The sequence below is a fragment of the Thiosulfatihalobacter marinus genome (assembly GCF_016019955.1).
GTDB classification, from domain to species: Bacteria; Pseudomonadota; Alphaproteobacteria; order Rhodobacterales; family Rhodobacteraceae; genus Shimia; species Shimia marinus_A.
The window spans coordinates 42,142-57,206 of sequence record NZ_JAECRZ010000010.1 but is presented as its reverse complement, the minus strand read 5'-3'; the positions used below and the strand labels follow the sequence as shown (position 1 = coordinate 57,206).

General features: G+C 66.1%; 8 protein-coding genes. 5 read left to right on the top strand and 3 right to left on the bottom strand.

The features are described from left to right. Window positions 1-49 precede the first annotated feature (49 nt). Complete coding sequence (locus I3253_RS14590) at window positions 50-598, bottom strand: acyl-CoA thioesterase (RefSeq protein WP_197918611.1); 549 nt, start codon at window positions 596-598, stop codon at window positions 50-52. 126 nt (window positions 599-724) lie between these two features. Between I3253_RS14590 and I3253_RS14585 the strand changes: the two genes are divergently transcribed. From I3253_RS14585 to yaaA, 3 genes are all read left to right on the top strand, one after another. After that, entirely contained in the window at window positions 725-1,006 is a 282-nt protein-coding gene (locus tag I3253_RS14585; protein ID WP_197918610.1) for a YggT family protein, read from the top strand. An 83-nt stretch (window positions 1,007-1,089) separates the two neighbouring features. Next, entirely contained in the window at window positions 1,090-3,132 is a 2,043-nt protein-coding gene (recQ, locus tag I3253_RS14580; protein WP_197918609.1) for a DNA helicase RecQ, read from the top strand. A 30-nt stretch (window positions 3,133-3,162) separates the two neighbouring features. After that, window positions 3,163-3,936 (top strand): peroxide stress protein YaaA, encoded by a 774-nt coding sequence (yaaA, locus tag I3253_RS14575; protein WP_197918608.1) that lies wholly within the window; start codon window positions 3,163-3,165, stop codon window positions 3,934-3,936. Here the strand turns inward: yaaA and I3253_RS14570 are convergent. Next, window positions 3,921-6,122 carry a response regulator gene (locus tag I3253_RS14570; protein WP_197918607.1) on the bottom strand — a complete coding sequence of 734 codons (2,202 nt, stop codon included), beginning with the start codon at window positions 6,120-6,122 and terminating at the stop codon, window positions 3,921-3,923. The genes yaaA and I3253_RS14570 overlap by 16 nt on opposite strands. Before the next feature lie 148 nt (window positions 6,123-6,270). Between I3253_RS14570 and I3253_RS14565 the strand changes: the two genes are divergently transcribed. Both I3253_RS14565 and pbpC read left to right on the top strand, forming a co-directional pair. Continuing rightward, window positions 6,271-11,706: an alpha-2-macroglobulin family protein gene (locus I3253_RS14565; protein ID WP_197918606.1), complete on the top strand. Its 5,436-nt coding sequence runs from the start codon at window positions 6,271-6,273 to the stop codon at window positions 11,704-11,706. Continuing rightward, the gene (gene pbpC / locus I3253_RS14560) at window positions 11,706-13,748 is read left to right on the top strand and encodes a penicillin-binding protein 1C (RefSeq protein ID WP_197918605.1); all 2,043 of its coding nucleotides are present in this window, start codon (window positions 11,706-11,708) and stop codon (window positions 13,746-13,748) included. The genes I3253_RS14565 and pbpC overlap by 1 nt, the downstream gene beginning before the upstream one ends. A 95-nt stretch (window positions 13,749-13,843) precedes the next feature. Here the strand turns inward: pbpC and I3253_RS14555 are convergent, their stop codons facing one another. Next, window positions 13,844-15,019, bottom strand: coding sequence for an acetyl-CoA C-acyltransferase family protein (locus I3253_RS14555; protein WP_197918604.1), 1,176 nt, complete (start codon window positions 15,017-15,019; stop codon window positions 13,844-13,846). Window positions 15,020-15,065: the final 46 nt, after the last annotated feature.

Sequence of the window (15,065 nt, the reverse complement as noted above, 5' to 3'; positions counted from 1 at the left end):
CCCGAAAGTCTTTTGCTCATTTAGACTGTTCGCGGGGCGGGAAGGCAAGTTAATCCTGTAAGGCGTCCTGCATCGGCGGCCAGGGCCGGGTGGCCTCGGCCTCGATCCAGAGGCGCACCCAGTCCGGCGTGGGCGGTGTTGCGTCGGTGCGGCCCATCTTTTCCAGTACGCGCGCGGGGGGCACGATCCCGGCCTTGTCGGTGACAGCCGCGCGATAGAGAGCGTGATTGGCGCAGTCGCCGTTCTTTTTCCACATCGACTGTTCGATATAGACGAACCGGTCGTCCCAGCAGACGGCGCGGGATTTCACGGTGAATTTCTCGAAAGTGCGGATGCGGCGGCGATAGCGTACGGATACGCCCGCCATTGTCAGCCCCCAGCCGGTTTTGCGCAGCACGCCGATCAGGCCGATCCGCCGGGCCATGGGGATGCGGCCCAGATCATACAGGGTAAGCGTGCGGCCATTGTTGAGTTCGGCCCACATGTCGATATCCCAGGGCCAGCAGCGATGGACCGAGACATGCGTGCCGGTCAGCGGCAGGGGCGCGGCACGGCGATATTTGATCAGTTCCTTGACCATGCGGATATAGGGGTACATGCGGCTTCTCCTTTGATCGTCTTTTTCGGCGACGGGGCGGCAAGGTCAACCATACTCTTGCGGCAGGGTTGAGCTTTTGCCGCCGGGTGCTTAACTGTGGCGCGAGAAACTTGAAGGAACACCCTCATGATGGCGATCTATGGTCCCTTGCGGCTGATACTGGACGTGGCCTTTTTCATTATGCTGGCGCATATCATCATGAGTTGGCTGATCAGCTTTCAGGTGCTGAATCTGGGCCAGCCGCTGGTGGCGCAGATCTGGCAGGGGCTGAACCGCCTGCTGGAGCCGATCTATACGCCGATCCGGCGCATTCTGCCCGATACGCGCCCGCTGGACCTGGCGCCGCTGGTCGCGTTCATCATCATCATCAGCCTGCGCGATTATATCCTGCCCGCGATCCTGTTCTGACGGCTTGGGGCTTGTTCCGCGAATCCGGTTGTGGGATGGTCTGCGTCAACGAGCAGACAGACCAACAATAACGGGTTCCATTCATGTGCGCCGCTGCCACGGTTCTGCGTGATGTTTTCGGGTTCGACAGCTTTCGGCCCGGTCAGCAGGATATCATCGATGCCGTGACGCGCGGCGACAACGTGCTGGCGATCATGCCCACGGGCGGCGGCAAGTCGTTGTGTTTTCAGTTGCCCGCGCTGATGCGCGACGGAGTGACGCTGGTGATTTCGCCGCTGATTGCGCTGATGCGCGACCAGGTGCGCGCGCTGCGCGAGGCCGGGGTAGAGGCCGGAGCGCTGACCTCGGGCAATACCGAGGAAGAGACCGCCGAAGTGTGGGATGCGCTGGAGGCCGGGCGGCTCAAGCTGTTGTATATCGCGCCCGAACGGCTGGCCTCGGGGGCGGCGCTGGGCATGTTGCGGCGCATCGGCGTGGCGCTGATCGCCGTGGACGAGGCGCATTGCGTCAGCCAGTGGGGCCATGATTTCCGCCCCGATTATCTGCGGATCGGAGAGTTGCGCCGCGCGCTGGATGTGCCGCTGGCGGCCTTTACCGCGACGGCGGATGGCGAGACCCGCGAAGAGATCGTGGCGCGGCTGTTTGACGGGCAGGCGCCGCAGACTTTCCTGCACGGGTTTGACCGGCCCAATATCCACCTGGCCTTTGCCGCCAAGGACAATCCGCGCCGCCAGATCCTGCATTTCGCCGCCGCGCGCAAGGGGCAGTCGGGGATCGTGTATTGCGGCACGCGCGCCAAGACGGAATCGCTGGCTTCGGCGCTGCGCGAGGCTGGCCATGCGGCGTTGCATTACCATGGTGGCATGGACCCGGACGCGCGCCGCGACACCGAAATGCGGTTTCAGCGCGACGACGGTCTGATCGTGGTGGCGACGGTGGCCTTTGGCATGGGGGTGGACAAGCCCGATATCCGTTGGGTGGCCCATGCGGACCTGCCCAAATCCATCGAAAGCTATTACCAGGAAATCGGGCGTGCCGGGCGCGACGGGGCCCCGGCGGAAACGCTTACCCTGTTCGGTGCCGACGACATCCGCCTGCGCCGTGCCCAGATCGACGAGGGGCTGGCGCCGCCCGAACGCCGCGCGGCCGATCACGGGCGGCTGAACGCGCTGCTGGGGCTGGCCGAGGCGCTGACCTGCCGGCGCGAAACCCTGCTGGGTTATTTCGGGGAAACCGGGGTGACGTGCGGTGCGTGCGATCTGTGTGACAGTCCGGCAGAGGTGTTTGACGGGACCGAGGCGGTGCGCAAGGCGTTGTCGGCGATCCTGCGCACGGATGAGTGGTTTGGCGCCGGGCACCTGATCGACATCCTGCTGGGCAACGAGACCGACAAGGTGCGCCAGCGCGGCCATGACGGGCTGCCCACCTTTGGCGTGGGGCGCGAGTATGACAAGCGTCAGTGGCAGGCGGTGTTCCGGCAGATGATGGGGCATGACCTGATCCGCCCGGACCCGGAGCGCCACGGCGCCCTGCGCATGACCGACACGGCGCTGCCGGTTCTGCGCGGTGAAGAGCGTGTTTCGTTGCGCCGGGACACGATCAGGACGGCCAAGGCAAGCCGCCCGGCGGCCAGGATGCTGGTGAGCGAGGAAGACGCGCCGTTGCTCTCGGCGCTCAAGGCCAAGCGGCGGGCGCTGGCCGAGGCGGCCAGGGTGCCGGCCTATGTGATCTTCAATGACCGCACCTTGATCGAGATGGCCGAAACCCGCCCTGCGACGCTGGATGACATGGCGCATGTCAACGGGGTGGGGGCCAAGAAGCTGGCCAATTACGGTGACGCGTTCCTGGCGGTGATCAACGGCGAGGCGGCCGGGATGCATCCCAGCCGCCGCAAGATCGCCGGGCGCGGCGAGGCGGCGCTGTATGACCGGCTGCTGGAGGTGCAGGCCGATCTGATGCGCGGACCCGAGGGGATCGACAAGCCGATGACCTGTTCGGCCTCGCTGTTGGCCAAGGTGGCGCGCCAGCGCCCCGGCGCGCCTGGCGACATGGCGCGGCTGTTGGGCGAAAAGCGCGCGGAACGGTTTGCCGAGGCGTTTCTGGACGTGATCGCCGAGGCAGGCTAGGACTGCATTTCGCATATTCGGAGAGTTGCCATGCTGATCGTCGTATCCCCGGCCAAACGCCTGAACTGGAACCACGTGCCCGGCCAGATGACGGCGCCGGATTTCCAGGAAGACGCCGTGCGGCTGGCCCGGACGGCGCGCAACCTGACCCTGGGCGATCTGCGCAAGCTGATGGACCTGAGCCCGGATCTGGCGCGGCTGAGCCGCGACCGGTTCAGGGCGTTCGAGGCGGCGCCGGACGCCCATGCCACCCGGCCCGCGGTCCATGCCTTTGCCGGCGACACCTATATCGGGCTGGATGCCGGAAGCCTGGACCCCGAGGAAATGCTCTGGGCGCAGGATCATTTGCGCATCCTGTCGGGCCTGTATGGGGTGCTGCGCCCGATGGACGCGATTCAGCCCTATCGGCTGGAAATGGGTAGCCGCCTGAAAACCCGGCGTGGCAAGACCCTGTATGACTATTGGCGCGACGCGCCCGCCAGGGCGCTGCGGCACCAGGCCGGGGCGCTGGGCACCGAAACGCTGATCAACTGTGCCAGCCAGGAATATTTCGGCGCGGTGGACCTGACGGCGCTGAAGCTGCGGGTGATCACCCCGGTGTTCATGGAAGAACGCGGCGGCAAGGCGAAGATCGTATCGTTTTTCGCCAAGAAGGCGCGCGGCGCCATGGCGCGGTTCGTGATCCAGCGCCGCCTGACAGATCCCGAGGGGATCAAGGATTTCGATCTGGGCGGCTATGGCTATCGCGCGGACCTGTCCGACGGCGACCGCTGGGTGTTCCTGCGGGATTATCCAGACGCCTGATCCGGCATCTGCGCTTCGCGCGGAAAAGGATCGCGTGCCTCGGGCGGGCGGTGCTGCGCGATCATGTCGAAAATGGCCGGTTTGCGCAGCGGTTTGGTCAGGTAGTGATCCAGCCCCGAGGCCAGAATCCCCTCTTTGTCGCCCTCCACCGCATGGGCGGTGAGGGCAACGATCGGGGTGTGGCCCTGGCCGGATGACTCGATCTCGCGAATGCGGGCGGTGGCCTCTTTGCCGTCCATCCTGGGCATGGAAATGTCCATGAAGATCATGTCGGGACGGAAGCTTTGGAACAGGTCTACCGCCTCCAGCCCGTTGGTGGCGAATTCGATCTCGATATCCAGGGATTTCAGCAGCTTGCCAAGAACCAGGCGATTGGTCTTGTTATCCTCGGCAGCCAGCAGGCGCATGGCGCGGGACGGAACGCCGCTGGGGGGCGGCGGCGCGGTGTCGCCGGTTTGCGGGCCATCCTCGACCGATTGGGCGATGCGGGCAAACAGATCGCCGCGCGAAATCGGCTTGGCCAGAATGCCCTGTGTCAGCTTGCTGCGCGGATCGGCGGAGATGTCGGCAATATCGGCGCCCAGCACGATCACCGGTACGTCGATGGCGCGGGTGCGCAGCGTGTCCACCAGTTCCAGCGCGCCACCGTCGGACAGGTTCCGGTCCAGCAGGACAAGATCGACACTGGCAGCCTGTGCCGCAACCCGTTCGGCATCGCTGGACAGGGTGACGCGCGCGCCCATCTGTTCCAGCTGGCGCCGCAGGAGCTGACCGTTGATCTCGACCTCATCCGCGATCAGCACGTGGCGGACACCCGGCGGCAGCGGCGTGGGCAGGCTGTCACAGTTTTCATCAATTGGCAGGGTCAGGCGGAACCCAAAACTTGATCCCTCACCCTCGGTCGAGTCGACCCAGATTTCACCCGACATCAGATCGATCAGTCGGCGGGTGATTGCCAGGCCCAGCCCGGTGCCTTCGAACTGGCGGTTGCGCGCCTCGTCGACCTGGTTGAACTCGCCAAAGATGTGATCGACCTTGTCGGCGGGGATGCCGATGCCGGTATCCTGCACGGTGACGTGCAGTTCGGCCTCGGCGCCGCCTTTGCGTACGACCCCGACAACCCGCACCAGAACGTGGCCCTGGGAAGTGAATTTGACCGCGTTGCCGACAAGGTTGGTCAGCACCTGGCGCATCCGCCCCGGATCGCCGACAAACAGGGTGGGCAGGAACAGATCGTAGTCCACGATCATCTCTACCCCTTTCTGGCGGGCGGAGAGCTGAAGCAGGGTCATGACCTCGTGAATGCAGCGTTCCAGATCGAAGGGTTCGGGGCGCAGTTCCAGCTTGTCGGCCTCGATCTTGGAATAATCCAGCACGTCGTTGATGATCACCAGAAGCGCCTCGCCCGAGTTCTTGATGGTCGAGACAAACAGGCGCTGTTCCTCGGACAGGGTGGTGTCCATCAACAGATCGGCCATGCCGACGACGCCGTTCATCGGCGTGCGGATTTCGTGGCTCATGTTGGCCAGGAAGGCGGATTTCGAGCGGCTGGCGGCCTCGGCCTTTTGCTGTTCGCTTTTCAGCTGCGCCTCATAGCGGACGGTATCGGTGATGTTCAATGCCAGGCTGACGATGTCGCCGCCATGGCCGCGCTGATCGATCATCTTGATGTATTCGCCGTTCCACAGGCGCAGCACCACCGGTTCGGGTGTGGGTTGCTGCCAGCGTGTCAGCATCCGTTGCCGCCAGTCCGCCGCGGGCGTGTCGCCGATGTTGAATATTCCCTCTTCGGTGATGATTTGCAGGATCTCGGCATAGGTGATGCCGGGTTTCAGATCCTCCAGACCGTCGAACACGGCCAGGTAGGAGGGATTGGCGGCGATCATGCGGCCTTCGACATCGAAAAAGGCAAACCCGTCGCGGATCGAGGCGATGGAAAGCCACAGCCGCCGTTCGGCGATCTCGATCTTCTGGTTGGCGACCTGAAGATCGGATTTCACTTTCTGGTTTTCGCTGATGACATTGGCCAGGCCGGCCCGCGTCTCGACAATTTCGTTCGACAGTTCGGCGGCGTGTTTGCCCAGTTTGCGGTTGGCAGAGAACAGCTCGGCCTGCTTCAGCTCCAACAGCCGTTCGGCCGCCAGGCGCGCCCTGCGTTCATCGGCCAGTTTCTGAGCAAGCGACATCACCCGATTCCCGGAATCATCAGATCGTTGACGGGCAGAGTGCGCATAGCGGGTGAACATCCGCTTAAACCCGGCCACGGCATTTGATCGTTGCGTCATCGTGAAGGCGCGTGGCACGATGCAGGCATTGAATGACGGGGAGATAGAGATGCGTTGGTTTGTCCTGGTCCTGACGGGCCTGTTTTTCGTTCAGGCCGCAACCGCCCAGCAATCCTACGTGCCTGACCGGCGCATTGTCGTGAGCCGGGACGTGGATTTCTACGGGGCCGATCTGCAAAGCATGTTCGATACGACCTATGACGCCTGTGTGCAGTCCTGTCTGGCGGATGACAATTGCGCGGCGTTCACCTTCAATTCGCGCTCTAACGCCTGTTTTCCCAAGAGCGCGGTGAATGATACGCAACCCTATGAGGGCGCGATTTCCGCCAGGGTGTACCGGGCCGCGCCGGGCGCGCAAAAGCTGGCCACGGCCCGCGCGGGCGACCTGGCGTTTCTGAGTGTCTCCGATCTGAACCGGGCGCGCGACCTGGCGGCGAATATCGGGCGCATTCACGCGGCCGGTCCCTGGGACGTGGCCGGGATGATCGACACGGCGCGCCAGCGCGCCCGCGACGGCAACCTGGTCAGCGCGATGCGCTGGACGGGTGGCGCGGTCAGCAAGACCGATGCCAGCGATCAATGGCTGGAATACGGGCGGCTGAACTCTGTCGCCGAGGGCAAGACTGACAGCGAAACGCGCAATTTCCGCGACCGCGCCTATCTGGCGACGATCAACGCCTATCTGCGCGCGCCCAACGATCCGGCGCGGGTGAGCACGCTGGTGCAATTGGCCGGTTTGCTGGAAACCCGCAATCAGGGGCCGTTGATGCTGCGCGCGCTGCGGCTGGCCGAGAAGATCCAGCCGCGCGGCGATGTTGTTTCGATGTTGGAAGGCGCGATTGGCAAATACGGGTTCCGCATCACCGAACACAGGGTGGAGAGCGACGCCGAGCAACCGCGCATCTGTGCCGAGTTCAACGAGCCATTGGTCAAGGCGGGGGTGGATTACGCGCCCTATGTCAAACTGCCCGATCAGCGGCTGGCGGTACAGGTCAGTGACCGGACGATCTGTGTGGACGGGGTTACACATGGCGAGCGCTACAGGTTGACGTTCCGCGAGGGGCTGCCGGCGGCGAGCGGCGAAAAGCTGATCCGGGATATCGGGATCTCAGCCTATGTGCGGGATCGCGGCCCGTCGGTGGGCTTTGCCGGGCGGGCCTATGTTCTGCCGCGCACCGCCGACGCGGGACTGCCGATCGAGACCGTTAACCTGGATACGGTGCAACTGACCCTGCAACGGGTCAGCGACCGCAACCTGCTGCGCGCCATTCAGGACAGCTATTTCGGCAAGCCTCTGAGCTATTGGCAGATCGAGGATTTCAGCCGCGATGTGGCGGAAACCGTGTGGCAAGGCACCGGCCAGGTGCAGAATACGCTGAACCGCACGATGACGACCCGCCTGCCGATCGGCGAGGCGGTCGCGGATCAGCCGCCCGGAGTTTATGCGCTGACGGCGGATATTCCGGGGGCCGAACCCTATGACGAGACATCCACGACACAGTGGTTTGTGCTGTCCGATCTGGGGGTAACAACACTGTCGGGCATCGACGGGCTGCATGTGTTCGTGCGCGGCCTGATGCAGGCCGAAGCGCGCGAAGGCGCCGTGGTCACGCTGTTGTCGCGGGCCAACCGGGTGCTGGGCACGGCCACCACAGACGCGCGCGGATACGCGCTGTTCGGGGCGGGGCTGACCCGTGGCACCGAGGGCGCGGCCCCGGCGCTGATCCTGTTGCAGGATGGCGAGGATTTTTCGTTCCTGTCGCTGACCGATCCGGCCTTTGACCTGTCGGATCGCGGGGTCGAGGGGCGGCCCCCGGCGCCGCCGGTGGATCTGTTTGTGACCACGGATCGCGGGGCCTATCGCGCGGGAGAAACCATCTACGTCACGGCGCTGGCGCGGGGCGATGTGGCGCAGGCCATTGCAGGCCTGCCGGTGACGGCGATCCTGACGCGCCCGGACGGGGTGGAATATTCGCGCCAGGTGTCCACGGCGGACGCGGCGGGCGGGCATGTGTTTGCGCTGCCCACCGGGGCGACGGTGCCGCGCGGCGCGTGGCGCATTGCGTTCAAGTCCGATCTGGATGCGCCGCCGCTGGCCACCGCCAAGGTGCTGATCGAGGATTTCCTGCCCGAACGGATCGATTTTGACCTGAGCCTGCCCGAGGCGCCGCTGGACATGGAAAACCCGGCCCCCTTGCGGATCGCGGCGCGCTATCTGTTTGGCGCACCGGGCGCGGGGCTGACGATCGATGGCAATCTGACTTTGCGCGCGCGCAGCGCGGTGGCCGGTTTCGAGGGTTACGGCTTTGGCCGTCACGACGCGCGGTTCGACCGTCGGACCGAATATTTCGGCGGTGACGAAACCGGCGCGGACGGGCGCGCCGAGGTGGCGCTGGTCCTGCCCGAGGTCGAGGCAACCGGTCAGCCGCTGGAAGCAGCGGTCACGGTTCGGGTGATGGAGGGCTCTGGCCGGCCGGTCGAGCGGCAGATCGTGCATCCGGTGGCACCCAACGGCCCGATGATCGGGATCAAGAGCGCCTTTGGCGACGACGTTGTGCCCGAAGGTGCCGAGGCGCGTTTCCAGGTGGTCGCGCTGGGCGCGGATCTGAGCCAGCAGCCGATGCGGCTTCGTTGGAGTGTGAACCGCGTGCGCACGACCTATCAATGGTACCAGCTTTACGGCAACTGGGAATGGGAGCCGACAACAACCCGCACCCGCGTTGCGGGGGGCGAAGTGGCCGCGACAGGACAGCCCGTCGAGATCAGCGCCCCGGTGGACTGGGGGCGCTACGAGATCGTGGTGGAACAGATCGGCGGCGATTACGTGGCCAGCTCGCGCGCATTCCAGGCCGGGTGGTATGCCCCGGCGGATGCGTCGGACACGCCCGACACGCTGGACCTGTCGCTGGACAAGCCCGGCTATCGCAGCGGAGATACGGCGATCTTGCGCGTGGTGCCGCGGTTTGCGGGCACGGCTTTGGTGACGGTCATGTCCAACCGGCTGATCGCGATGCGGGCGGTCCAGGTGCAGGAAGGGGAAAACCTGATCCCGCTGGATGTGACGGATGAATGGGGCGCGGGGGCGTATGTCAGCGCGTCGGTGATCCGCCCGGCGGATCTGCCCGCTGGGCAGAACCCGTCGCGCGCGCTGGGGCTGAGCTATGCGCCGATCGATCCGGGCACGAAGCAGTTGCAGGTGGCATTGCAGGCCCCTGAAAAGATCGCGCCGCGCGGACCTTTGGACGTGGCGGTGAAAGTGGATGGGGTGGCGCGGGGCGAGACCGCCTTTGTCACGCTGGCGGCGGTCGATGTGGGTATCCTGAACCTGACCGCATTCCCTAGCCCCGATCCGGCGGGACATTATTTTGGCCAGCGGCGGCTGGGCATGGAAATTCGTGACATCTATGGCCGCCTGATTGACGGAATGAATGGCGCGATGGGGGCGCTCCGGTCGGGTGGCGATGCCAGCGCGCAGGGGCGGTTCAACTCGCCCCCCCCGACCGAGGAACTGGTGGCCTATTTCAGCGGGCCGGTGGAAATCGGGGCGGACGGGACCGCGCGGATCCGGTTCGATCTGCCGCAGTTCAACGGGGCGGTGCGGCTGATGGCGGTGGCCTGGAGTGCGACCGCGGTCGGACAGGCCGAGGCCGAGGTGCTGGTGCGTGATCCGGTGGTGGTGACAGCGAGCCTGCCGCGCTTTCTGGCCCCGGGGGACCAGAGCCGGTTGTTGTTGGAGATTGTCCATGCCGAAGGGCCGGCGGGCCGGATGGGGCTGGATGTCAGCGCACCGGGCGTGACGCTGGCCGCAGGGGCGGTGCCGTCGGGCATCACGCTGGCCGAGAACGGCACAGAGCGTTTGTCGATCCCGGTGACGGCGGGCGATGTGGGTGAGTACGAATTGCGGGTGGCGTTGACCACGCCGGATGGCAGGCAGCTTTTGAAGTCGCTGACATTGCCGGTGCGGGCGAATGACCCCGAGATCAGCACCACCCAGCGGATCGATCTGGCCGCCGGGGACAGCCTGACGCTGAATGACGACATGTTCGCCAATCTGCGGCAAGGCACGGGATCGGCGGTGATCTCGTCCGGTGCTCTGGCGCGGTTTGACGCGCCGGGGCTGTTGCAGGCGCTGGACCGCTATCCTTATGGCTGCACCGAACAGGTGACATCGCGCGCCCTGCCGCTGTTGTATTTCGATACCGTGACAAGCGCGCTGGGGCTGGCCAGCCGGGACAGGGTGCAGGCACGGATCGACGAGGCGATCCGGCGGGTGCTGACGCGGCAGGCGGGCAATGGTGCCTTTGGTCTGTGGCGGGTGGGCAGTGGCGATTTCTGGCTGGACGCCTATGTCAGCGATTTCCTGTCGCGGGCGCGGGCCAAGGGCTATGACGTGCCCGACCTGGCGTTCCGCCAGGCAATGGACAACCTGCGCAACCGGATCAACTATGCGCCCGATTTCGACAAGGGGGGCGAAGACATTGCCTATGCCCTGCTGGTGTTGGCGCGGGAAGGCGCGGCGGCGATGGGCGACCTGCGCTATTATGCCGATGTAAAGGCCGATGCCTTTGCCACGCCGCTGGCGGCGGCGCAGCTGGGCGCGGCGCTGGCGTTTTACGGCGATCAGACACGGGCGGATGCCATGTTTCGGAAGGCGGCGGCGCAGATCGAGGACGGCTGGGACGCGACGCGGTCGCAATACTGGCGCGCCGATTATGGCACGCGGCTGCGGGACGCGGCGGGTGTGCTGACGCTGGCCGTGGAAGCCGGGAGCACGGCCCTTGACCGCGCGGCGCTGGCACAGCGGATTTCGGCACCGGGGCAGAGCCTGTCGACACAGGAAAGCGTGTGGTCGCTGATGGCGGCGCATGCCCTGATCGACGATGACGATCTGACCGATCTGTCGCTGGATGGCGTGCCGGTCAACGGGCCGCTGCTGCGCAGGCTGGAGCAGGACATGCCGGGCGCGCCCATGGTGCTGAGCAATACCGGAAGCCGGCCCACGGACGTGACCCTGACCACGATCGGCGTGCCGGCCTACAAGGTGGAAAAGGGCGGCTATGGCTATGATCTGACGCGGCAGTATTTCACCACGGATGGCCAGCCGATGAACCCCGATACGATCCGGTCGGGCGACCGGTTTGTCGTGGTGCTTACAGTGGACCCGTTCGAGCAGGGGGGCGCGCGGCTGATGGTGAATGATCCGCTGCCCGCCGGGTTCGAGATCGACAATCCCAACCTGTTGGCCAGCGGCGATGTGGCCGCGCTGGACTGGCTTGATCCGGTCAGCGCCGAGCACAGCGAATTCCGCTCGGACCGGTTCCTTGCGGCGGTCGACTGGCGCTCGGACGCGCCGTTCCGGCTGGCCTATATCGTGCGTGCGGTCACGCCGGGCAGCTATCACCATCCGGCGGCCGTGGTCGAGGACATGTACCGCCCGCAGTATCGTGCACGCACCGCCGCCGGGCAGCTGATCGTCGCCGAGTGATGCGCCGGTTCGCGCCCTTTGTGCTGGTGGGTCTGCTTCTGATCGGGGCGGGGCTGCGGGATGGGTTCGACGCCTGGGTGGACGCGACCAGCCTGCCGCCCCTGCTGGCCGACACATCGACAGAGGTGCGCGACCGCAATGGCGATCTGTTGCGCGCCTATACCGTGGCGGGCGGCATCTGGCGGTTGGGCGCGGCGCCCGAGCAGGTGGACGCCACCTATCTGGACCTGCTGCTGGCCTATGAGGACCGGCGCTTTGCGGATCATGCCGGGGTGGACCCGCGCGCCCTGCTGCGGGCCGGGTGGCAGGCGCTGATGCAGGGGCGGGTCGTGTCGGGGGGATCGACCCTGACCATGCAGGTGGCGCGGCTGCTGGAGGATGGCAGCACCGGGCGCTGGGCGGGCAAGCTGCGGCAGATGCGGGTGGCGCTGGCGCTGGAACGGCAGCTGAGCAAGAACCAGATCCTGGCGCTGTACCTGACCCACGCGCCGTTTGGCGGCAATCTGGAAGGCATCCGCGCGGCCTCGCTGGCGTGGTTTCGCAAGGAACCGGCGCGGCTGACCCCGGCGCAGGCGGCCTTGTTGGTGGCCCTGCCGCAAAGCCCGAACGCGCGCCGCCCGGACCGCAATCGCGCAGCGGCCACGGCGGCGCGGGACCGGGTGCTGGACCGGGCCGTGACGGCCGGCGTACTGAGCGCCGAGGCCCGGCGCGCCGCCAAAACCGAGCCGGTGCCGGCGGTCCGGTATGGCTTTCCGACACTGGCGGCACATCTGGCCGACCGGGCCGTGGCCGCGCAGCCCGATACGCGTCGCCACTGGCTGAGCCTTGACGGGGCATTGCAGAAATCGCTTGAGGCGCTGGCCGGACAGGCGTTGTTCGGTCTGGGCGAGCGGCTTTCGATTGCCATGGTGGTGGCCGATCACACCACCGGCGAAATCCTCGCATCGGTCGGATCGGCGGGCTATGGCGGCGGCGATCTGCGCAGTGGTTTTGTGGACATGACCCGCGCGCGCCGCTCGCCGGGATCGACGCTGAAACCGCTGGTATACGGGCTGGCCTTCGATCGGGGGCTGGTGCATCCCGAAACCCGTATCAATGATGCGCCGGTACGGTTCGCCAGCTATGCGCCGCGCAATTTCGACGGCACGTTCCGGGGCGAGCTGAGCGTGGCCGAGGCGCTGCGCCAGTCGCTGAATATCCCGGTGGTGATGCTGACCGACGAGATCGGCCCGGCCAATCTGATGGCGGCGTTGAAAAAGGCGGGCACCGATCCGCAACTGCCCGGCGGTGCGCCGGGTCTGGCGATTTCGCTGGGCGGTGTGGGTGTCACGCTGGAAGAACTGGTGCAGCTATATGGCATGCTGGCGCGGGGCGGTATCGCGCAGCCGCTAAGCTGGCGGCTGGGCGAGAATGGCACGGCCGGGCCACGGGTGATCAGCCGGTCCGCGGCATGGCAGTTGGGCCATATCCTGTCGGGGATCGCGCCGCCACCGGGGGCGGCGCAGACCCGGTTGGCCTACAAGACCGGCACCAGCTATGGGTATCGCGACAGCTGGGCCATCGGGTTTGACGGAAAATATGTGGCCGGTGTGTGGATCGGGCGGCCCGACGGCACGCCGGTGCCCGGTGCCTTTGGCGCCGGGGTGGCCGCGCCGGTGTTGTTTGACATGTTCCAGCGCCTCACACCCGAGTTGACGCCGCTGGGCCCGCCGCCGCCGGAAACCATCCTGAGCAGCAACGCGCTCTTGCCCGCGCCGCTGCGGCAGTTTCGGGGGCGCAATGGCGTGTTTGTCGCCGCGCCGGATGCGCTGACGGTCAGTTTTCCGCCCGACGGCGCGCGGCTGGCGGATCGTGGTGCGGGGCTGACGATCAAGCTGCGCAACGGCACCCGCCCGTTTACCGTGCTGGCCAACGGCGCGCCGGTGGCCACCGGCATACGCCGTCAGGAGGTCCACCTGCCGGGGATCGGCGCCGGAGCGTCGGTTGTCACGGTGATCGACGCGACCGGACAGTCGGACCGGGTGCGGTTCTGGATGGAGTGAGGCAAAGGGAAACCGACGCCGGTGCAGCGTCGGTTCCGGGTTGGGGCCGCGCCCCGTTTGGCAGGCCCGGCGCAAATCCCGCCGGGCCGCCTTTGTCAGATACGCTCGATCGCCAGCGCGATGCCCTGGCCGCCACCGATGCACATGGTGATCAGCGCCTTGGAACCGCCGATCCGCTCCAGCTCGTACATCGCCTTGACGGTAATGATCGCGCCGGTGGCCCCCACCGGGTGTCCCAGCGCGATGGCGCCGCCATTGGGGTTCACCTTGGCAGTGTCCAGGCCAAGGCCCTTGTTCACGGCAATCGCCTGCGCGGCAAAGGCTTCGTTGGATTCGATCACGTCGAAATCGGCAATCGACAGGCCGGTGCGCGCCAGCAGGTTTTCCACCGCCGGAACCGGCCCGATGCCCATCACCTCGGGGCGGACACCGGCATGGGCATATCCCAGCACGCGGAATTTCGGCGTCAGCCCGGCCTTCTCGGCGGCCTCGGCACGGGCCAGCACGATGGCGGCGGCGCCATCATTGATGCCCGACGCGTTTCCGGCGGTCACACGCCCGTCTTTCTTGAACACCGCGCGCAGCTTGCCCAGTGAATCCATGGTCGAGGCCTTGGGATGTTCGTCAGTGTCGAACGGCACCATGTCGCGGCGCACCCTGACCTGGACCGGAACGATCTGCTCCCTGAAATACCCGGCTTCGATGGCCGCCAGCGCGCGGCGCTGGGATTCAACGGCAAAGCCATCCATGTCCTCGCGCGATACGTCATGTTCGTCGGCCACGTTCTCGGCGGTTACACCCATGTGGCCGGTGCCGAACGGGCAGGTCAGTGCCCCAAGCATCATGTCGAGCGTCTGTACATCGCCCATCTTGGCGCCAAACCGTTGCGAGGGCACGATATAGGGCGCGCGCGACATGCTTTCGGCGCCGCCGGCCAATGCGAAATCGGCATCGCCCAGCATCAGCGACTGCGTGGCCGAGGCAATGGCCTGTGCGCCGGAACCACACAGCCGGTTGACGTTCATTGCCGGGGCGGTGTTGGACACGCCGGCTTCGATCGCTGCGGCGCGCGACAGGTAGGCATCGCGCGGTTCGGTGTTGATCACATGGCCAAATACGACATTGCCGATCTGACCCGGCTCAACGCCTGCGCGCTGCATGGCGGCCTCGGAAGCGATCCTGGCAAGTTCGATGGGGGGGGTGTTGGCCAGCGCGCCGCCAAAAGTGCCAATGGCTGTACGGGCGCCGCCCAGAATTACGATATCCGACATGAATGATGTCCTTTGTGGTGACAGATACTCTCAAGCACGCGCACCC

Excerpts from the sequence above, each read along its gene's own strand:
- I3253_RS14590 (WP_197918611.1), bottom strand. The coding sequence starts at position 598 with ATGTACCCCTATATCCGCATGGTCAAGGAACTGATCAAATATCGCCGT.
- I3253_RS14585 (WP_197918610.1), top strand. The coding sequence starts at position 725 with ATGATGGCGATCTATGGTCCCTTGCGGCTGATACTGGACGTGGCCTTT.
- recQ (WP_197918609.1), top strand. The coding sequence starts at position 1,090 with ATGTGCGCCGCTGCCACGGTTCTGCGTGATGTTTTCGGGTTCGACAGC.
- yaaA (WP_197918608.1), top strand. The coding sequence starts at position 3,163 with ATGCTGATCGTCGTATCCCCGGCCAAACGCCTGAACTGGAACCACGTG.
- I3253_RS14570 (WP_197918607.1), bottom strand. The coding sequence starts at position 6,122 with ATGTCGCTTGCTCAGAAACTGGCCGATGAACGCAGGGCGCGCCTGGCG.
- I3253_RS14565 (WP_197918606.1), top strand. The coding sequence starts at position 6,271 with ATGCGTTGGTTTGTCCTGGTCCTGACGGGCCTGTTTTTCGTTCAGGCC.
- pbpC (WP_197918605.1), top strand. The coding sequence starts at position 11,706 with ATGCGCCGGTTCGCGCCCTTTGTGCTGGTGGGTCTGCTTCTGATCGGG.
- I3253_RS14555 (WP_197918604.1), bottom strand. The coding sequence starts at position 15,019 with ATGTCGGATATCGTAATTCTGGGCGGCGCCCGTACAGCCATTGGCACT.